Source organism: Clostridium sp. 'deep sea', assembly GCF_014931565.1.
GTDB lineage: Bacteria > Bacillota > UBA994 > PWPR01 > PWPR01.
In genome coordinates this window covers 3,091,234-3,111,204 of record NZ_CP063353.1, presented here as the reverse complement: position 1 = coordinate 3,111,204, position 19,971 = coordinate 3,091,234, and the positions used below count along the sequence as shown (strand labels likewise).

Annotated in this window: 18 protein-coding genes; 7 read left to right on the top strand and 11 right to left on the bottom strand. The window is 29.2% G+C overall.

The genetic code is table 11. From position 1 onward, the window contains the following. The first annotated feature begins 53 nt into the window (after nt 1-53). The 5 genes from IMX26_RS14465 (at nt 54) to IMX26_RS14445 (ending at nt 3,708) form a co-directional block, all read left to right on the top strand. Nucleotides 54-566, top strand: coding sequence for an HD domain-containing protein (locus IMX26_RS14465; RefSeq protein ID WP_195159078.1), 513 nt, complete (start codon nt 54-56; stop codon nt 564-566). 549 nt (nt 567-1,115) lie between these two features. After that, on the top strand, nt 1,116-1,310 hold the full coding sequence (locus IMX26_RS14460) for a helix-turn-helix transcriptional regulator (RefSeq protein ID WP_195159077.1): 195 nt from the start codon (nt 1,116-1,118) through the stop codon (nt 1,308-1,310). Nucleotides 1,311-1,312: 2 nt separating this feature from the next. Beyond that, nucleotides 1,313-1,798, top strand: coding sequence for a hypothetical protein (locus tag IMX26_RS14455; RefSeq protein ID WP_195159076.1), 486 nt, complete (start codon nt 1,313-1,315; stop codon nt 1,796-1,798). Further along, on the top strand, nt 1,776-2,234 hold the full coding sequence (locus IMX26_RS14450; RefSeq protein ID WP_195159075.1) for a hypothetical protein: 459 nt from the start codon (nt 1,776-1,778) through the stop codon (nt 2,232-2,234). The genes IMX26_RS14455 and IMX26_RS14450 overlap by 23 nt, the downstream gene beginning before the upstream one ends. Nucleotides 2,235-2,310: 76 nt before the next feature. Continuing rightward, entirely contained in the window at nt 2,311-3,708 is a 1,398-nt protein-coding gene (locus IMX26_RS14445) for a S41 family peptidase (RefSeq protein ID WP_195159074.1), read from the top strand. Nucleotides 3,709-3,762: 54 nt separating this feature from the next. Here the strand turns inward: IMX26_RS14445 and IMX26_RS14440 are convergent, their stop codons facing one another. The 6 genes from IMX26_RS14440 to IMX26_RS14415 form a co-directional block, all read right to left on the bottom strand. Beyond that, nucleotides 3,763-4,413: a hypothetical protein gene (locus tag IMX26_RS14440; RefSeq protein ID WP_195159073.1), complete on the bottom strand. Its 651-nt coding sequence runs from the start codon at nt 4,411-4,413 to the stop codon at nt 3,763-3,765. Nucleotides 4,414-4,657: 244 nt separating this feature from the next. Next, on the bottom strand, nt 4,658-5,242 hold the full coding sequence (locus tag IMX26_RS14435; protein WP_195159072.1) for a hypothetical protein: 585 nt from the start codon (nt 5,240-5,242) through the stop codon (nt 4,658-4,660). A 46-nt stretch (nt 5,243-5,288) separates the two neighbouring features. Continuing rightward, on the bottom strand, nt 5,289-5,873 hold the full coding sequence (locus IMX26_RS14430; protein ID WP_195159071.1) for a hypothetical protein: 585 nt from the start codon (nt 5,871-5,873) through the stop codon (nt 5,289-5,291). A 428-nt stretch (nt 5,874-6,301) separates the two neighbouring features. Beyond that, nucleotides 6,302-6,517: a MazG-like family protein gene (locus IMX26_RS14425; RefSeq protein WP_195159070.1), complete on the bottom strand. Its 216-nt coding sequence runs from the start codon at nt 6,515-6,517 to the stop codon at nt 6,302-6,304. Between the two features lie 3 nt (nt 6,518-6,520). Further along, complete coding sequence (locus IMX26_RS14420) at nt 6,521-7,516, bottom strand: hypothetical protein (RefSeq protein WP_195159069.1); 996 nt, start codon at nt 7,514-7,516, stop codon at nt 6,521-6,523. A gap of 153 nt (nt 7,517-7,669) precedes the next feature. Beyond that, nucleotides 7,670-7,891: a hypothetical protein gene (locus IMX26_RS14415; protein WP_195159068.1), complete on the bottom strand. Its 222-nt coding sequence runs from the start codon at nt 7,889-7,891 to the stop codon at nt 7,670-7,672. A gap of 240 nt (nt 7,892-8,131) precedes the next feature. Here IMX26_RS14415 and IMX26_RS14410 point away from each other — a divergent pair, with 240 nt between their 5' ends. Next, nucleotides 8,132-9,721 (top strand): D-aminoacylase, encoded by a 1,590-nt coding sequence (locus tag IMX26_RS14410; protein ID WP_195159067.1) that lies wholly within the window; start codon nt 8,132-8,134, stop codon nt 9,719-9,721. Between the two features lie 217 nt (nt 9,722-9,938). Here the strand turns inward: IMX26_RS14410 and IMX26_RS14405 are convergent, their stop codons facing one another. Next, complete coding sequence (locus IMX26_RS14405) at nt 9,939-10,439, bottom strand: hypothetical protein (protein ID WP_195159066.1); 501 nt, start codon at nt 10,437-10,439, stop codon at nt 9,939-9,941. Nucleotides 10,440-10,566: 127 nt separating this feature from the next. Further along, nucleotides 10,567-11,067, bottom strand: coding sequence for a hypothetical protein (locus tag IMX26_RS14400; protein ID WP_195159065.1), 501 nt, complete (start codon nt 11,065-11,067; stop codon nt 10,567-10,569). 197 nt (nt 11,068-11,264) lie between these two features. Between IMX26_RS14400 and IMX26_RS14395 the strand changes: the two genes are divergently transcribed. Next, entirely contained in the window at nt 11,265-14,489 is a 3,225-nt protein-coding gene (locus IMX26_RS14395) for a hypothetical protein (RefSeq protein WP_195159064.1), read from the top strand. A 214-nt stretch (nt 14,490-14,703) separates the two neighbouring features. On the opposite strand, the gene IMX26_RS14390 is transcribed toward IMX26_RS14395, so the two are convergent. The 3 genes from IMX26_RS14390 to nikA are packed head-to-tail and all read right to left on the bottom strand — an operon-like array spanning nt 14,704 to nt 19,850. Then, nucleotides 14,704-16,455 (bottom strand): ABC transporter ATP-binding protein, encoded by a 1,752-nt coding sequence (locus IMX26_RS14390; RefSeq protein ID WP_195159063.1) that lies wholly within the window; start codon nt 16,453-16,455, stop codon nt 14,704-14,706. Then, nucleotides 16,448-18,202, bottom strand: a complete 1,755-nt coding sequence (locus tag IMX26_RS14385; RefSeq protein WP_195159062.1) for an ABC transporter ATP-binding protein — start codon at nt 18,200-18,202, stop codon at nt 16,448-16,450. The genes IMX26_RS14390 and IMX26_RS14385 overlap by 8 nt, the downstream gene beginning before the upstream one ends. Nucleotides 18,203-18,245: 43 nt before the next feature. After that, the gene (nikA, locus tag IMX26_RS14380) at nt 18,246-19,850 is read right to left on the bottom strand and encodes a nickel ABC transporter substrate-binding protein (RefSeq protein WP_195159061.1); all 1,605 of its coding nucleotides are present in this window, start codon (nt 19,848-19,850) and stop codon (nt 18,246-18,248) included. Nucleotides 19,851-19,971: the final 121 nt, after the last annotated feature.

The window sequence follows — 19,971 nt, the reverse complement described above, 5'->3', positions numbered from 1 at the left end:
CATACTTTCATTATGTTATACTAATAGATATTAAAAAAGAGGAGGGTAAAAACATGACTAGTAAGAAACGTATTGATTTGGTTAGAGGGATTGTAAATGAGGTTTTAGAAAAACAAACTGATAAGATTCACGCTAATTGTGGCTATATTCATTTATATGGGGTTTCAGCGTTGTGTCATCAATTAGCTCTATCAAGATCACTTGACCCTGAGCTAGCTATGATAATTGCGATGTTACATGATATATATACATACCGTACTAAAATATCTAAACTCCATGCCCACAATGGTGCTAAAGATGCCCTTATAATTTTAAAAAAACTAAATGTTTTTACCGAAGAGGAGCAGCAAATTATTACCAATGCAATATATCACCATAGCTCAAAAAGTGAAATAAATGATAGTTATGATGAGTTATTAAAAGATGCAGATACACTTCAATACTATTTACATAATCCTAATCGTGCCTGTACTTTAGCAAGATTTAATAGATTAAATAGCATATTTAAAGAGCTTGGTTTAAACACGGAGGTGCTTAGTAATTGTAAGATAGTTGAAAAAATGTAGAGTTGTTTAAAATCTTTGGTATGAAGTGTTACTATATCATATGCTTTTACCGATTCTCATGCCCTTGTTGCAATTAAAGCCTGTAGTTATTACCTCACTTTTGCAAGCTAAATGTTTGATTAACATAACGTATATTGAAACTCTCTTCCGCAAGCCTTATGGCTTGCTAGTTTTTAAATAATCAACGGTTGCGAATGCTATTGTTTATACAGGACACGTCATTCGGATACAGCCACCTACCACGGTGCAAATATAATATTAATAAGTGCTGTAAAGTTATATGTAGTTATGCCTCAAGATGTGTCCCTTCTTAGAGGATATTGATACTTTTGACTGCTAGTCTTTGTCGGAGCAAATTCCATATCTCCTGTTTTTATATATCGATAATTTCCTAAAAATCTCCAACACAATTCTATGCAAATTGCCGCTAAAAAAAGATATAAATACCAATTAATATAATCTAATTCAATTTTTAACTGAATAAATGCAATATATATTTGACATAATGTAATTTAAATCATATAATAAAAATACAGGAGATGATTTTGTGTGAAAAATAAGAGAATGAAAATTGCTCGGGTTGAGTGCGATGTTTCACAAGAACAGCTGGCTGATATAGTAGGTGTAACAAGACAAACTATTAGCATGATTGAGTCTGGTAACTATAACCCTAGTCTTAAGCTTTGCACTGCTATTTGTAAAGCTCTTAATAAAACCTTAAATGACTTGTTTTGGGAGGTATAATTATGAATTATTATGAAGAAGATTTTAGACTAAGAATTAAAACTAACCTAATTATCGGTTTTATATTGTTAGGCTGTGCTTTATTTACATTGTGGTTAGATATTAAAATATTTGCCAAACCATTGTATTTATGGGTTCTAGTAATTTTACCATTCGCTTGGACTTTACTACACTATTTAAATTATTTATATAACAAAAGAAGTGAGAAGGCTTTAAAAAAGGCTAAAATATTAGCTAATGATGAAAGGCTGAGGATTCTTAAATACAGAGAAGAAAGTTTTATTTATTATACTATGGGTGTTATTAATGTATTATTCTTTTCAGGTTTTTATTTTTATTTAGGAGCTGAGGGCATTGGCAATATTTTTTATCATCTTTGGGGTTTATATGCATTAGTATTAATAACAGTATCTAAACTAGCAAAAAACTATGTGAAAAATGGTTTAAAGACAAAGGAGGAAAAAGATGAATACAACAAAATTCACTAAGACTCAAAAAACATTAATTATTAGCAATACAATATTATGTTTAACCCTCTTTACATTAGGATATTTTATTAAGCCCAATTTGCAACATATATCAAACAAATCCTTAATTGCTTTAGCTGTTTTTCCTTTTGGTATTGTTATAGGCTCAGTATTAAACTTACTAATACTAAAGCGTAAGCCAAAATCTATGAAAAATATAATTTTAAATGAAAACGATGAGAGATTAGTTTTAAGAAAAGTAACTGCTGAGGCAATGTCATTTAGGGTAGTACGTTTTATGCTTTATTTATTCTTTATGGCTTATACCTATAGTAATCCTAACGAAATATTTGTGTCAGCAATATGGTGGATACTATGCGGCATTATGTTTGCATCAATGTTTTTAACTGTTATTTTTGAAGTAGTTTATGATTATAAAGAAACAAAATGCGATTAGAACTTAATAATAAAGGGAATATACAAGTGGGATATTTTAGAAGTATTCCACTTTATCTTATTTAAGGAGGCTTTTTATGAAAAAGCTAAAAATTTTGGCTTTAAGTTTAGTTGTTTGTTTGCTTATAGTTACTTCATGTTCAGCGCCTGTTAAAAGCAAGCCAGAAAGTCCTACTACCAATATTACTCAAATAGCTTACAATGAAACTCTTACCGTTAAACAAATGCAGGAAGATGTAGATTTTTTAGTAGAAAAATTAAATTACTATCACCCACTTACATACAAGAATAGCCCAGACAAACTGAAACAGGCTATTAAAGAAGTTAAAGAGGCTATAAAACAGCCAAAAACAGCTGGTGAGTTTTATTTTTTAGTTTCAAAAATAGCAGCCAGTCTGCAGGATGCCCACACAGCTTTTAGCTACTATTCTACAATTGGCACTAAAGAAATAAATTTACCTATTATTTGGCTTAATGAAGGAATATGTATTAATAAAAAGACGGATATTTTTGAATTAGGGGACCAAATTATAAAAATTGGTGGAAAAAATAACACTGAATTGTTAAATGATTTGAGAAGCTTTACATCTGCTGAAAATGATAACTGGATACGATACAAGGCAGAAACGAGTTTAAAGCAGGAGTTAATATTAAGGAATTTTAATTTAGTTAATAAAGACAACACTGTTACTATATACTACCTAAGAGATAATAAAGGCTATGAGGTTAATCTTCCCTTTAACACTATAAACAGCAAACATGCTAGTCTTAGTGAATTAAGCAAAAAAAACAATTGGATTAGTTGGAATATCAATAAGGAAAAATCTATAGGCTACTTTAGATATGATTTTTGCTTATGTAATGACTATTTTAAAGACGAACTAAAAGCCTTTTTTACAGAGGTTGCTAAAAGTGAAGCAAAAAACCTTGTTGTAGATCTACGTTACAATGTAGGTGGCGGTAGCCGAACAATGGACTATACTATTGCCTATTTATCTGGAGTAAAGGAATATAAAATGTATGGTGGAACTAGTAGAGTTAATAAAGCGGCCGCAAAAGAATATGAAATTAAAGAGGGTATGAGAGAGCAATTAGCTTATGTTGCTAAGCCAGTTATAGAAGTACCTGAAGAACAAAAGTTTAAAGGCAAGTTTTATATGCTTATATCAAATAGAACCTTTAGTGCCTCAAACATTGCTGGCTTTATGGGTAAAGACAATAATTTAGCAATCCTTGTAGGTGAGCCAAGTGGTAATAAACCAACCAGCTATACATCTCGTGTAGAATGCTTTTTACCTAACACAGGATACAGGTTTATTGTATCTAAATTTTTAGTTAAACGAATAGACCCAAGCAAAGAACATGAAGATGCTTTAATGCCTGATATTACTGTTTATGCTACTCATAATGACATAAAAACTGGTAATGACGCAGTTATGACAAAAATTTATGATTTAATAAAGGAAAAGCAATAGTACTAAAAGGCTGTACACTAAACCAGTGAACAGCCTTTTTATTATAATTTATTTTTAATCTATCGGCTCGAAGAGTCTTATAGTTTTAATTTTAACATCATTAGGTAATGTATCTTTAGATTCATAATGACCTTCTTCTGAGTCATACTCCCAAGTAATAACCAAACTTGTTTCTACTAAATCACCATTACTCTTTTCTTGGTACTTAAATACATCGAATCTATGCTGTTCATTATGGTGATTAAACAGTTTTTCTAGCTTATTAGCTTCACATAATTCAATTGCCGATACTGCTGTATCTCCTACCTTAAATTCATAGTTAAATTTATAGTTATTTGAAGTTATTCTTATCTCACTTAAGTGGGGCTTTTCAGGTACTTCTTCTTCATCGTGTCCATATACAAAGGTAATGCCATCATAGGCAATTGTTGTAGCATAGTTATAAGCAAATCCATCTTCTTCTGTTTTTATTGTGTAATTTTCACCTAAAAGAGATGTTATATCTTCTCTAGACATTAATACCGATAAGGTTGTAACAATTGGTTCTGGTTCTACAGGGTCGGGTACACTAGGTGGAGTTGTAACAGGTGCTGGATTATTATTATCTGTAGGATCTTGTTCACTTAGATTAGCATTTTTAGTACAGCCACTAAAAATAACTAACAGAATCATAACTACAGCTAATATACTACTTAGTCTTTTCAATATTAATGATTCCTCCTTAAGTAGATATCAATAAAATTTAGTTCTTTTGTTATCATGGTAAGCATTTTTTATAAGTTGCTCCTATTAGGCTACTTTACTATGACTACTGCTATTGTGCAATACCATAAGTAATAATTTAATAGAAATGATACATTAAATTTAGCCAATCTTTAACTGATTAAAATTGATATATACTTAAGACACTATAATATTTTTTTTTGTTCCACCTATAAAATACTGAGTTTTAATCTAAAACTTCGAAAATAAAAATTGTTTTTATAGTTTCATTATGGGGAAATTCAGTTAGTGATTCATATCCACTACCCAAGTTATACTCAAATTTAATTGAGAATTTTGTTTTAATTAAATCACCTTTTTTATTACACTCTTTATAATCAAAGATATCTACTAAGTATTTATCTTGGTGATGAGTATAAGCATTTTCATAGATATTGCTGCATTTCTTAATAGCATTTAAAGCATTCTCTCCAACTGTAAACTGATTGCTAAAGGTATATTTATTAGATGTTATATAAGCTGAATCAATAGTTTTAAACTCACTTAGTTCTCCGTTTTCATGGGTAAAAATTAGGCTGATACCATCGTATATTAATTCAGTATATTGACCTACATAATCACCATAGCTAGTCTTTTCTTCGTAATCTTCACCTAAGGCTTCAATTATATCTTTTTTGGTCATAAACATAGATAAGGTAATTACATTTTTACTGTTGTTAGCTGTTACCTGTTTTTGAAGATTATTTTTATAATATACAGTAATTATTAATAGTGAGGTTATTAGAAATAAGATAATTATTTTATTTTTCATTTTATATATCCCTATTTAGTTTTTAAAAGCTTTTAACTTAAACTTGTTAGTCACTCATTGAAAATAAATGGATTAACTCAATGGTTGATTCTTTATCTATGGCGTCTTTGTTTTCAAAGTATTTATCTGAAGTATATTCAAACCTAATTTTAAAATCAGTATTTATTAATTTATTATTTTCGTTAAACTCTTTATAATCAAAAATATCAAAAAAGTAAGTATCATTAAGTTCATTAAGAGTTAAATCAAAGAGTTGCTCACATTGATTTAATGCCTGAATAGAGTTTGTGCCTATGGTAAAACCATTACTAAAAGTATATTTTTTAGAAACTGTTATTATAGTGCTAGGTGTTATATCTTGAGGGCAGGTCTCTTCTTTATGACTAAAGCCAAAGTATAAGTCTTGGTAGGACAAGGTACTGTAGTAATTAGTACCGCTTTCATCTTTTTCGGTTGTGAAGGAATAATTGTCACCTAATAGCTTAAGTATTTCAGCTTTAGTCATAAAAACAGATAAACAAATTGGCTTATTGGGATCTTGGATCTGGTTGGTGGTTGGTATTACCTTAACGTTACTTATTGCTAATATTAAAAGAAAAATAACTATAAAAGTTAATATTATTTTTTTCATAACCTACCTCCGAGAAGAATGATTTTATACCATTTTTTTCATGGTAGCATGACCTTTAAATACTAACAATGACCCAAAAAGTGAACAGTTTTTGGGCCATTTTATAGTTAGACAATATTCTTCACAATACTTTGGTATATGTCGTTTAGTGAAGTTTTTTATATTACAAAAAATAAATTAATATGTCGAGTAGCTAGGGTTTTAGCAAATACAGCCCAAAGAGGAACTCTTGAAGTATTATGAATTACGAGGTGGTCTATTAGCTATAAATTCAAAAAGAGTCTTTCAGACTATCCACATCTAAAAAACTCTTTTTAATAATTTAATTTAATTACCAGAATCAATTGAGCCTTTATTACTAAAGCGTTGCTGATATTTTAGTAAAACCTCATTTAAACAGCTTTGTAAGTTAGTATTCGTACTATTTGCTATGCATAATAATGCAAAAATACATCACCAAGTTCGGAGCTAAAGTTTTCGGTAAGCTCTATATCTTTTTTACCATAACTAGTAGCCTTAAGTACTTCTTTGCTTAATTCTCCTACCTCCGAAACTAAATCTAAAAGTCGCGTTGCTAAATCAGTTTGCAAATTGTAACTATCAACAAACTCTTTCACTTTGTGTTGCATTTTGCTTATACTCATTGTTTATTCCTTTAATACACTAACAAAATAGTTGCTTAATACTGTAGCGCCTTTAAATCTGCTCTCAAGTTCTGTTTGTAATTTATGTTTTGATTGCTGATATTCTTTAGTAAATTGCTGTTTATTAGTACCATAATATAATACTTTATTTAAATCATCGTGAGGGTTTAAAAACTGTGCTTTTTTAAGCATTTTAGTACCCTGTTGTTGTTTTTGCTGGTAATCACCAAAGAATAGTGGATATTGCTGTATCATATAGCCAAATATCATTAAAAACTCATTGTGATGATTAAAGTTGGTTTGCCCAAATTTACTAACCTCATTCAAGATTAAGTTTACATCATCTTTACTCAGTTCATTTATAGTTAAGTTATCCCAATAAACTAAGAGATACCAGCTTAAAAAACCAAGCCTAATTAAATGCATTAGTTCAAGCTTATTATCTACCCACATATTATATGCATATAGTAATGCCTCATGCCACTGCTTATTTTGCTCTAGTTTATCTAGCTCTGGATATCTCCAGTCTATTCTTTTATTATTACTATATTTATTTTCGTTTAAATCAAAGACATTTACAAAAAATTCTTTAAACTTTTTAGCAAGGTTATCGTCTCTGCTTACTAGTGTTAAATAACTACTGTCACAACAGTCTATTTCTACCATAGCTTGGGGATGTTGAATATTCACATCATCCCAAAAATCATAATTATCTCTAATATAGGGTTTTACTTTTAGGTTTTTAACATTAAGCGAAAAGTCTTTAGGAAATGCCGAAAAAACTGCCCAAATAAATTGCACATCTGTTTTATTTAAAATCTCTGTTAGTTCTTCATCCGACATAAAACTGTTCTCAGTTATTTGGGCAATCTCTGGATAACACTCTATGTCAGTTATTAGCCAATTATATTTGTTTTGCAAACCATCAAGCGATTTAAACACTATTCTCATATCATTAAAGTATTTTATTTTGGTATTATCTTTTAATAGGTACTTCATAATATCTCCTTTAGCAATACTACTTTTCATACCATGAAATTATAATTGATTCTCTTAAAAAAAACTAATATGTTTAGCAGTGAATCTATTATATCTCATTTTACTAAAAAAACAGAGGTGCTTATAGCAACCTCTTCTACTTATTATTATGTATCAATTATTGTCTTGCAAAATTTTATTTGCTCTATCAGTCATATTTGGGTATAAATCTAATGGTACAAACTTTTTACCTAAAGCTGTAGCCACTTTGTAACGAGCACAGTTTGTTTTATCACCTTCACAGTATTTTCTTCGATATATTTTACCTATTGCAGATTCTATGTTCATTTTACCTTGGTAAAACGGACAAGCTGCAAACTTTTCACATTGAGCCATAATAAGTACCTCTTTATTTATATTTTATCTATTTATTATAGGACCATTTGTAGCTCTAGTAAAGTGACAATATAACCATATTATTTACACTATACATTGCATAAATATTAAATAAATATATTATTTATAACTTTTTTATTAACTTGCAAAGGGTAACAAGATTTATTGTCGAATGTTGAACAGAGTATTTCTACTGTAGAAGGAGTGTGAAATACAGCTATAAAATTTGGGGGTTACAATATGTACGACATTATAATTAAAAACGGAATACTAGTAGATGGACTGCGTAACAAACCATATAAAGCTAATATAGCAATTGCAAATGGAAAAATAGTAAAAATATCGCCAGATATTAAGGAAGATGCAAAGCAAATAATAAATGCTAATAATAGTATAGTATCTCCAGGGTTTATAGATATTCATACTCACTCTGATGCTTCATTTATTGAAGATGATCGGTCTGAGTCAAAAATATATCAAGGAGTGACTACTGAAGTTGTAGGTGAATGTGGTTATACAATGTATCCAACTACTACTGCCAATATTGATAATTTACGAGCGTATTTAAAAAACACTAATGATGTTGATACAGATTTTTATGCTTCATGTTCTTTTATAGAATTTTTGGAGAAAGCCAAAAAAAATCATAAAAAGCCTGCAAACAACTGGTTAACTCTTATTGGTCATAATGCCTTAAGAACCAGTGTTATGGGTTTAGAGGGTCGCAAGGCAACTAAAGATGAAATTAATCAAATGGTAACTTTACTAGAACAAGAAATGAAGGCAGGGGCTTGGGGTTTGTCTTTAGGTTTAGGATATGCACCTGGTATCTTCGCTGATATTGAAGAGTTAGTTGCTTTAGGTCATGTAGTAGCTAAATATAATGGCATGGTAGCCTCACATATGAGAAATCAAAATGATTATATTTACGATGCCTTAGATGAAATGTTTGAAATTAACAAACAAAGTGGCGCCCATGTTCATATAGCCCACCTAAAAGTTGGTGGCAAACAAAATTGGGGAACCTCAGATAAAGTGCTAAAACACATTAGAGATGCCCAGCAACGTGGCATAAATGTAACCTGTGACATGTATCCTTATGAAGCAGCTTCATCGGGCATAACAAATGTTTTACCGAAGTGGACACTAGATAATGGTGTTGAAGGTGCTGCAGCTAAGTTTAAAGGCCCCGAAAGAGCTAGACTTATGGCTGAGCTAAATGAAAAATTTCAAGAAGATGCTGATGGTCATAGAGTTTATATTGTTTCAACCAATGGGCTTTATCCTTTTGCAGATGACAAAACAATTACAGATATTGCTAAGCAGTTAAATATAACAATGGCTGAAGCTATTGAAAAGGTAGTAATAGAAACAAACGGACATTGCCGAGAAATAAGCTTTGCTATGGATCCTAAAGATGTATTAAACTTTATTAAGGAAATTGATATTGCCATAGGCAGTGATGGCTCAGGTATGCCATTAGACTCTAACCTAGCAGATGGCAAGCCACACCCACGTAGTTATGGTACTTTTCCTAGGTTCTTAAAGCTAGCTAGAGAACATAACTTAATGCCAATTGAAGATGCTGTATACAAAGTGACTGCTTTATCTGCCTCTTTCATGGGAATTAAAAATCGTGGAGTATTAAAAGAGGGTTATGTTGCTGATATAACAATCTTTGATGCAGACAATGTAAGCGATACAGCCACCTATAGAGATCCTTTTAGTAAACCTGAGGGCATAGATTATGTTATTGTTAATGGTGAAATTGCTGTCGATAATGGTAACCAGACAGAGGTTAGAAACGGAGAGTTTTTGTTTAAAAGATAGGGTTTATTTTATAGGGATAAGTAAATAATAGATAGCCGTGGGTGACCACGGCTTTTTGTTTATTTTACCACGTTGTAGGGGCAAGATGGTCTTCGCTTTTTTTGTTGTTTGAGGTATTACTTAGGTGAACACGAGGTTCGCCACTACGAAGTCACTTTGAGGTTTTATTTTAATTAACCAATAGAGTTAATACTTTTTATTGATTTACTATATATATTTATTTAATTACACCAACAATAACACTTACTATTAATATGCATAGAAAAACTACTACCCTTATCTTGTTTTGTTTAGATGTTTTACCATTACCTCTTAGGTAACGATCAATTTCTTTGATAACTGGCTTTAGCTCTTCATATTTTGGCCTAGGTAATTTGAGTATCATTGAGTTATCTTTATATTTTAATTCTATGTTATAACCTTGTTTAAGGTATTTATTTAATATTAAATTTATATCAGTAACGTTTTCATTGGCAACATTTATTATTTTATATGATAGATATGGATTTTTATATTTATGTATAGCAGCAATAAGCATTATAATTAGTATGATACATAGGAGTACATCATATTTTTTGAAATATGCTAGCCAATAGGACATTAGATAATAGTTAATATTAAAAGTTGATGTTATATTTGTGATTTTTAACATCATTAAAATACTCTCTATGCTTAAGATTACTGCACAGATTATTATATAGATATTTATGTAAGTCATAGTTTCCTTTCTCGTATATTTGGCATAGTACTTAATTTTTCGTTTTAGTATGAATGCTTATATAATTTATATATAAAATTATAACTAACTAAAATATAAATAGTGTAAATACCCAAACCATAAGGTATTAAAATACATCATATACAACAATAAATATTGTAAAGACTATAACCAATAATTCTTGTCCTATAGACGATAATGATACTGTTCCATTTCCTCTTAAATAGTAGTTAATTTCTTTTAACATAGGTTTAATAATTTGCTTTTTTCTTCTTGGAATTTTTATTATAATAGAACTTTTTTCATGCTCTATAAATATATCCTTATCTGTTGTTAAATGCTTAGCAGTTATCAACTTAAAATCTTCTAAGTTATTATTGGTAATATTACTTATTGTATATGAATATTCTGCATTTACATATCGATAAATTTTTTTTAATATCACATATACTAAAATCACATAAAATGTTATATCAGTTTTAAAAAATAACGCTAATCCAAGATATATAAAATCTAAATTATCGGCATTATTAGATATATTCTTTATTTTTAGCACCTGTAGTAGCATATCTATATTCATAATAATTAACAGAATAATTCCGTATATATCTTTTGCTGTGTATGTCATTATTTTTCCTCTCAAGTTTTTACTATTAATAATTATTTACAAACTATTTTATCATTATTTGATTTTATTAGATAGTATTTATAATAATTAAAGATATTACTAAGAAATATTTCTTAATTTACAATTAATGCTTGATATGTATTATTTTTTAATTTATATTAATAATGTAGTACATATTATAATTGTGAGGTTTTTTAATGAAAATTGAAAATGAAACATGTAGTATTGGGTTAAATTATCACCATGCTGAATATCTTAACAACCTTGAATATAATAAATTTATTCAATTAGCTTTACAAATAGCCACCTACATTGATAGTCATCAACAAGAGCCTGTGTCTAAAACAAGAATAGTAAGAAATTGCATAGCGCAAGTAATACCGCCTTTAAAAGTAGCTAAAACATCTGTGAGTGATGTAGCAAAATATGAATATATGAGTGTTTCATCGTATTATAATTTAAATTTATATAACATGTTATTAGACTTCTTACTTGGTTTTTATATTTCATCTACAAGCAAAATTAAAATGGTTATCAAGCCACAAATAATAGAATGTATAAATATAATTCAAGCTAAAATAAGCCACATGGAAAAAATTACAGATAATAGTAAGCTATTAAACATGCCAAATTTAACACTGTTTTTTAATAAATATGGTTCAAGTATTAATGACTTTAAAAGTCTCCTTGTAAAGAGTAATAGCTTAGAAAACAACTCAATCTCCAAATTAAAAAAGTTACATAATAATATAAAAATGGCCTTAACCAATCTATTTAACGAAACTAAAAAAACTAGTCCCCAAAAAATTAAATCCCTAAAAGACAAAGCAAATGATTTTTTTGATGATTGGGAAAAAAGCCAAGATATTGATGACGCTAAGGAATTTGTTGAAAACACATCAAACATAATTACTGGAGTTATGGAACTAGGCACTCTTATTGCAGGCAGTAAAGGTAATAAAGAACTAGAAGAGACATTAAATTGTACAGGAGTAATAGTTGGGGCAACTCTTAATGTGGGTTTAGCACTTATTAGTTGTTGTTTAGGACCCTTTGGAGTTCTGGGAATACTAGGTGTAGCCTCTAGTTTAGTTGGGGGAGTAACATCAATCACTTCTTATTTTGTTAATAAAGATAAGAAATCACCTGAAGAAATAATTATAGATCAAATTGCTCAATTAGGTAAGATGATAGAACAAAATTTTAAATATGTGTATAAATATTTAAGCAGTATTGAAACAACTATGATTGAGAAATTTATTGATTTAAAATATGATTTAAAAAATATTGATAAAAATATTGATGAAATAAAAAGTATGCTAGATACTATGTTTGATATTCTTTTAGATGAAGAGTATTTTAATAATCGCAATAAAATGTTAACATATCATGAAAACTTTGATACAGATATGCCTTATGATATGCAAGTTAACAGCTTTTTTAACTTTGTAAACTGTTGCACAGTGAAATCCAAAAATAAATCTAAACATTTAGCCGATGGTATAACCTACTGTATAAATGGTATTAAAGAAAAAGGCATTGATTTTTACATACCCTTTTTAGCTGAGTACGCTAACATGTATCTATGTAATATTAAACTATGTAAAGAGTATATATCCCCTATGTACTGGGGAGAAGGGTGCCTTAGCTTAGTAGAGTTTATTTTAAGAAACCCTGAGTTTAAAACTATCCCTAAGCAAAAAGAGACTTTTAACGAAATTATGCAGTTAGGCAGTGATGTTATAGAGCTTACTGAACAGCTTTATAATAAGAAAGTTTTAGAAAAAATTATTTTAAGATATATTGATTGCATTGAAAATTATCTTCCTGAACTAGCACACCTAGACTTACTGAAAGTAGATAGTAAATATGTGAATGAGTATCTCGAAAACGTTACAAAAGCAATTGAACAGGTCAAAAAGTCAGGTATAATTCAGCAACTAAATGAATACTGTATTTTAGTTAAAGCCTATTTTAAACTAATACATAATGATGCTTATATTAATAATATTGATGTAATTGAAGCTTTAAGTAATTTATGCAGTGGCCAAGACTTACTCGATTATCTTAATGACATTATTAAGTATATTAACAATAATATGTTTTCAATTAATAAGGAGTACGATAAATTAGTAGTTTCACAGGCTGGTTACACCGAGCAAATTACATTGTTTATTAAAAATAAATATGGAGTTTGGAAAAGACTTCAATATATTAAAGAAGAGTCAAAAAGAAATTGCCGCAAACTAATAACTTATAGCAAAGCACCTAAAGAGTCTATAGGAGACTTATTGACTAAAAATATTTTAAGCTATTTATTAAGGTTTAGTTCAGAATTTTATGGAACTGAGTCTGCCTCTTATAAATCAGCTCAAAATAACGTATTAGATTATAATTTTATAGACTTTGGTAACGTATTAGATTTTAATAGTAAAATTAACTTTGATAATAAGGAACTTAAAATTATTGGTAATGGTAATGCTATAGTAAAATGTTTAAGTAAAGACTCTATCAGCTCTTGGCAAGTACTAGATGGTAGTTGGCATACGCCATTAGAAAGAAGTAATTCTTTTAGTATACTTTTTAATCTTAATAATACAAATAATCCTCTTTATTTTCGTTTGAATAGTAGATTTATTAACATGGATAATGAAGGTTATTTTAACAGACATGTTTCCTTAGTTTTGACTAATGATTTAGGCAGTTATGTTATTGCTGACCAGTATAGGCCTGAAACTTTTATTAACAATGAAAAAGAACAGATAACCTGTTTTAATGGCTGTGTTGTTAATAGTAAATTAAAAAATCCTTTCTTTAGCGAAAGTGTATTTGTTATTCCTGCAGAAAATCTTTGCGAAAAAAATAATGAGATAAGTGTAGTTACTAAAAAGGAATTAATGATTCAAAATATAGAAATAGCAACAGCTGTTTTTAAACAAAATGATTGTGAATATGCTTTGTCTATACCTAATAGTAAATTATATTTAACTATAGAAGAATATGAGAAAGGTAAACATAGAGTGAATTTCACACCACAATTAGATGAAAAATGTTATTTTAAAATTGAATATAAACCTTTTACTAACTATATTCAGTTATACTCTACTTATTTAAATGATTATGTTATTTCAACAAATTATGATACAAAACAATGGGATAAAGAACTAAATTTATGCCCTCTTAATGAAGTAAAAGAACAAATAGCTAAAACAATGCTTCCGGAGATTTTAAGAAATCCTTGGCTGTATTTAATAACTTATGAGGCAAATAAATTTGCTATTATAGTACCAAAATTTAGAAGAAAATATCTGGATAACTCTTTTGGCTATTTATGCAAAAATAAAAACAAGAATAAGTATATTTTTGCAGCTGAGGAACATAGTATTTGTGATCCTTTATATATTGAATTAGAAGAAAAGTGATGTTGTTATAGAGATTAAATTAGGCTTGTTAAATGCATATTTATTGGTATTAATAATCTGGCAAATCGTGACCTTATAAATTTATAATAAAACCGTGGATTTTGTCCACGGTTTTTGCCTGTATTGATTAGGCTGTATTAACTAATATTTATCTTCAATTCAAGAACTTTCTTACTAATAATCTTCTTATCTGCTAATTGTTTAAATAGAAGAATTAGGCATTACTTCGTAGCCTTATTATTTTCCAGCTTCTAGCATTCATTCGTCTTTTCCAAAAGTCATTATATTGACCTTTTTGTTCTATAAGCTCATTATGATTACCTCTTTGAATAATCTCACCTTTATCTATAACTAGTATTTGATCAGCATTTTTCACAGTGGATAGTCTATGAGCAATTACAACAAGGGTTTTGTCTTTTACAAGCTCATTGATTGCCATTTGAATATATTTTTCGTTATCGGGATCAACACTTGCAGTTGCTTCATCAAGTAATATAATTGGTGCATCCTTAAGGATAGCTCTTGCAATTGAAATTCGCTGTTTTTCTCCCCCAGAGAGTGTAGATCCTCCTTCTCCTATCATGGTATCATAACCATTTTTAAGCTCTGTTATAAAGTCATGGCATCTTGCTTTCTTAGCTGCTTCTATTACTTCTTTTTCGGTAGCATCTGGCTTACCAATTTTTATATTATTTAAAATTGTATCGTTAAATAAATATACCTCTTGAAATACCATACTAATATTTTTAAGAAGGCTATCGCAGGTCATTTCTTTAACATTAATTCCACCTACTAATACTTCTCCTTTTTGTACATCCCAAAACCTTGCAACAAGATTAGCTATTGTAGTTTTACCACAACCTGAAGCCCCTACAAGGGCTGTCATACTATGCTCAGGAATCTCAAAGTTAATATTCTTAAGTACATTCTTATCTTCATAAGCAAATGAAACATCTTTGAACTCAATATTAAAGTTATTAAGCTTAATATCTTTTCCATTTTCATCAATAATCTTTATATCTTTAATATCATCATATCTATTAAGCGCGGCTTCCATAACACGAATATCAGCTGTAAGTCCACCTAATGCTTTAAATGGAATATAAATTTGAAATATAAATATTAACATCATTAGCATAAATGATATGTTTATAGTTTGATTAAAAGCAAAATATGAAGATGCTAAAATTGTAAATCCTATTCCTATAGAAAAGCAACTTTCGTAAAGAAAATTAGGTGGTACAAATTTTTCTTCAAATTCGAGGCATGTATCCCGAAATTTGTGAAATTCTTTGGTAATTATTTTTGATTTATCACCTACCATATTGAGTGATTTAATAACAGAAATACCTTTTACATATTCAATCACAACATTAACAAGCCTAGATTGAGCCTCCTGCCTAATTGCCGAATGGTATTCTCCCACATTCTGAATTTTTTTAAGAGCTAAAATAGCTAAAATAATGGTTATGATAGAAATAATCCCTATTCTATAATCTAAAATGGTTATCATTATTGTACCAAGTGTAACACTTAAATACCCTGAAGTTATTTTTGAAAGTGTTTCCATAGACCATTGTTCTACAAACTCAAAATCAGATGTAATTACTGCTGTAATATTACCAATGTTACCCTCCGTAAAATATCCCATTGGAAATCTTTTTAATCTATCACCTATCTTCATTCTCTCTCTTGCAAAAATTTTATAACCTGTACCACTTTGTAACATATCTACTGACCACTTAGCTAAAGTTCTAAATATTATACTAACAAACACTACAATACCTGCAACCCAAGCATCTTTAATCGTTACACTTTTTGAGACTATTTTAATGAGTATATATAAAACTGTCATAATAGGTAATTGAGCAAATATTGATTCTAAAATACTAAAAACAAATGCAATCTTAATTTTACCAGCATATTCTCCTGCTAATTTTAAAACTGTTCTAACTATTCTAAGCATTTTGAACCCCCTTAACATTAATGTTCCAGTTAACTGATTTTATGTAAGAATCCCATAATAGTTTATAAGTATCAGACTTTGATAATAATTCATCATGGCTTCCTTGTATAAGTAAATTACCTTTATCCATTAATATAATATTGTCTGCTTCTACAATGGTAGACAGCCTATGTGCTATTACTATAATTGTTTTTCCTTCTATTAATTTGTTTAAGGCTTCTTGTATTCTATCTTCATTTTCTGGGTCTGTAAAAGCGGTAGCTTCATCTAAGATAATTATAGGTGCATTTTGTAAAATTGCTCGTGCTATGGTAATCCTTTGTTTTTCTCCACCCGATAGTTTGTTTCCTGTATCACCTACATTAGTACTATAGCCTTTATCCATATTCATAATAAAATCATGACACATTGCAAGTTTTGAAACTTCAATAATTTCTTCATCAGTAGCATTTGGGTTACCCATACGAATATTCTCCATAATGGAAGTATTAAAAAGAAATGTATCTTGGGAAACATAACTTATTGAGTTCATGAGCTTTTCAAAAGACATGTCATTAATATTTACATCTCCTATTGTAATTTCTCCATCTTTGACATCCCAAAAATGAACTAATAATTTAGCAAGCGTGCTTTTACCACTTCCTGATTCACCGACAATAGCAGTTACCGAATTTTCCTTTGCATAGAAAGAAATATCTTTAATCACGTCTTTTGCCTCATAAGCAAATGTAACGTTTTTAAATTCTACATTATAATTTTTTAGTTCTATATCCTGATTATTAGTCTTTAATTCTTCTGCTCCAAAAATTTCTTCTAATTTATTCATTTTATATTTTACTTGCGGAAATAATGGGAAAAAATAGTATAATTTTGTTAAGGGCACTCCTATGCTCATAGATAACAATAACGAAAAAACAAAAGTGGAAAATTCCAACGTTCCATTAATGTATAGTACGGTACCAACAGGTAATAAAAGTACAATTGTACATGGAAGAACTGCACCATATATTGCTATATATATCCATGTTTCCTTCCACCAAGCTAAAGTAGATTCTTTATAATCTTTTACTGTTGACACATATTTTTTAAAAGATTTTGTTGTCCTATTAAAAATCTTAATGACTTCCATTCCAGAAACATATTCTACTATAGCAGAGTTCATCTTTTCAGCTGAGGTATGATGTGGTCCCATTCTTTTTTTAGAAATTTTCATCATTATTGTCATTGCGACCATACCTATTGGAATTGAAGCCATGGAAAGAAGACCTAACCTCCAATCTAAGCTAAACAAAATTATGAACACTATTATTGGTGCAACTGCATAAGGTATACCTTCTGGCAACATATGAGCAATTAAAGCTTCTATACTCTCTATATCATCTACAAGATATTTCTTAAAAATGCCTGTTCCTCTTTTATTTATATCTCCTAGTGGTAATTTTGTCATCTTATCTGCAAATTTTATTCTCATACCCATTAAAGTATCATATGCCGCTTTATGAGCTGCAGAAAAACCCTTAAAGTACAAAAAAGATTGTAACAATAAACAGAGTATAATTCCTGTAGCCATTAGCAATAAATAAACCAATGTAACAGAATTTTTCACCGTAAAGCTTAAGATAATATCATAGGTAATTATATATGGCAACATTCCAACTATTACACTACAAAAAATAAGAAACATTGCTAAAAATATTTTATTTTTGTATTCCTGTGAATAGAACAGTATCCTTTTTATAAGATTCATTCAATTGGTTCCTCCTTGTTATATCTATATCATTAAATTTTATTTATTGGTTTATTTTAAATTTCACACCAGATATATCTACATTAGAAGGTTGACCATTATACTCATAATCAGCTATTTTTTCAGAATTGAAAATAACTAGTTCCTTCTTATATGAAATTGGAACAAACGAAACATTTTTATGAATTTCATTTAGTATAAATTTATATTTATCCTGAACTTCATTTTCATCTACCAAGGATGATAATTCCATTATTATCTTATTACTATCTTTAATATGAGCAAGTCCTTGAGCTGGTATATTTTTTGCTATATCTGAATTCATGTTTACCACAAATGTGAACGGATCATAAGGTATACCATAAGTTTCCTCATATGCCATACTGAAATTTCCCTTTTGAATTTCTGCAATACGAGACAAAAAATCAAATCCCTTTATTTTTATATTCATGCCAATTTTCTTTAGATACGACTCAATTAATAAAACTATTTCATCTACGGTTGCATTTCCAGTTTTATAGATAATTTCGCCTTCTAATTTTTTGCCATCTTTTTCTCTTATACCATCTTGATCAGAATCCTTCCACCCTGAATCTTCCAGTATTTTTTTAGCCTTTTCAATATTATATTCATATGGCTGTATTTCCACATCACAATAAGTCCATGATGTACTTAATAGTGTATCTGCCTTTGTGTCAATACCATATAATAAATTATCACAAATGTTTTGTTTATCAATTGCATGACTAATAGCTAATCTAACATTTTTATCGTTAAATGGATCTTCAGTTAAATTGAAACCTAAATATCTAGTCATAAAAGGTGAATTGGATTTTTTGGCAATATAACATTTATTATCTGAGAATTCTTTAAATGTATTATAAGATATCTTACGTGATCCAAAAATCATATCTATTTCACCACTTCTTAGTGCTAAGGCCTTCGATTGATTATCTGGAATAACTTTAATATTAAATTTATCAACTTCGGGTTTTTCACCCCAGTAGTATTTATTTCGTATAAAAGTATACATGTTTCCATTAGTCTCATCATAAAACATATATGGCCCGGTACCCATAGTTGATGTTAATAACTTATCCGATAAAGTTCCATCTTCATTAAATGCATTTGGAGACATTATACTCATTGGATTTAACATTGCAAAATCTTGCAATGCTCCATAGTAAGGTGAACTAAGATAAACTTTAACGGTGTATTCATCAATAACTTTAACTTCTTTAAAAAGTGTAGTGACTAAACCAAAAGATCCGTTATATTTTCCTAATAGCTTTGGTATCATTTCTAAGTTTTTTTTAACAACTTCTGCATTAAAATCTGCTCCATCTGAGAATTTCACCCCTTTTTTAAGACCGAATGTATACACTAGTCCGTCTTTTGAAACACTCCAAGATTTAGCAAGCCCTTGAACAATCTTTCCATTTTCAGAATTAACTAATGTTTCATAAAAGTTTCCCAAATAATAAGCAATTCCCTGATTAGTACTATTTTCAGGAGTTATAACAGTAGGGAATCCTTTCTCAAATCTCCAGCTTTCACATAAAGTGATTTCTTTAAGTTTGCCAGCCCCAACTTGAGATATGTCCCTACTATGTGTGTTAGAGCAACCAGCTACTAGTGTTAACATCATTAACACAGCTACCATTATTGTTGTTAATTTTTTTATCATTATTTTTTCCTTTCTTGTTTAAAGTTTTTTATTAAAAATAAATGACTGTTGGGTAGAATCATAAATTTTATTAACATGTTAA

Coding starts and splice junctions, on each gene's coding strand:
- IMX26_RS14445 (WP_195159074.1), top strand. CDS start 2,311: ATGAAAAAGCTAAAAATTTTGGCTTTAAGTTTAGTTGTTTGTTTGCTT.
- IMX26_RS14465 (WP_195159078.1), top strand. CDS start 54: ATGACTAGTAAGAAACGTATTGATTTGGTTAGAGGGATTGTAAATGAG.
- IMX26_RS14415 (WP_195159068.1), bottom strand. CDS start 7,891: ATGGCTCAATGTGAAAAGTTTGCAGCTTGTCCGTTTTACCAAGGTAAA.
- IMX26_RS14455 (WP_195159076.1), top strand. CDS start 1,313: ATGAATTATTATGAAGAAGATTTTAGACTAAGAATTAAAACTAACCTA.
- IMX26_RS14450 (WP_195159075.1), top strand. CDS start 1,776: ATGAATACAACAAAATTCACTAAGACTCAAAAAACATTAATTATTAGC.
- IMX26_RS14395 (WP_195159064.1), top strand. CDS start 11,265: ATGAAAATTGAAAATGAAACATGTAGTATTGGGTTAAATTATCACCAT.
- IMX26_RS14410 (WP_195159067.1), top strand. CDS start 8,132: ATGTACGACATTATAATTAAAAACGGAATACTAGTAGATGGACTGCGT.
- nikA (WP_195159061.1), bottom strand. CDS start 19,850: ATGATGTTAACACTAGTAGCTGGTTGCTCTAACACACATAGTAGGGAC.
- IMX26_RS14400 (WP_195159065.1), bottom strand. CDS start 11,067: ATGACATACACAGCAAAAGATATATACGGAATTATTCTGTTAATTATT.
- IMX26_RS14435 (WP_195159072.1), bottom strand. CDS start 5,242: ATGAAAAATAAAATAATTATCTTATTTCTAATAACCTCACTATTAATA.
- IMX26_RS14385 (WP_195159062.1), bottom strand. CDS start 18,202: ATGAATCTTATAAAAAGGATACTGTTCTATTCACAGGAATACAAAAAT.
- IMX26_RS14430 (WP_195159071.1), bottom strand. CDS start 5,873: ATGAAAAAAATAATATTAACTTTTATAGTTATTTTTCTTTTAATATTA.
- IMX26_RS14405 (WP_195159066.1), bottom strand. CDS start 10,439: ATGACTTACATAAATATCTATATAATAATCTGTGCAGTAATCTTAAGC.
- IMX26_RS14425 (WP_195159070.1), bottom strand. CDS start 6,517: ATGAGTATAAGCAAAATGCAACACAAAGTGAAAGAGTTTGTTGATAGT.
- IMX26_RS14420 (WP_195159069.1), bottom strand. CDS start 7,516: ATGAAGTACCTATTAAAAGATAATACCAAAATAAAATACTTTAATGAT.
- IMX26_RS14390 (WP_195159063.1), bottom strand. CDS start 16,455: ATGCTTAGAATAGTTAGAACAGTTTTAAAATTAGCAGGAGAATATGCT.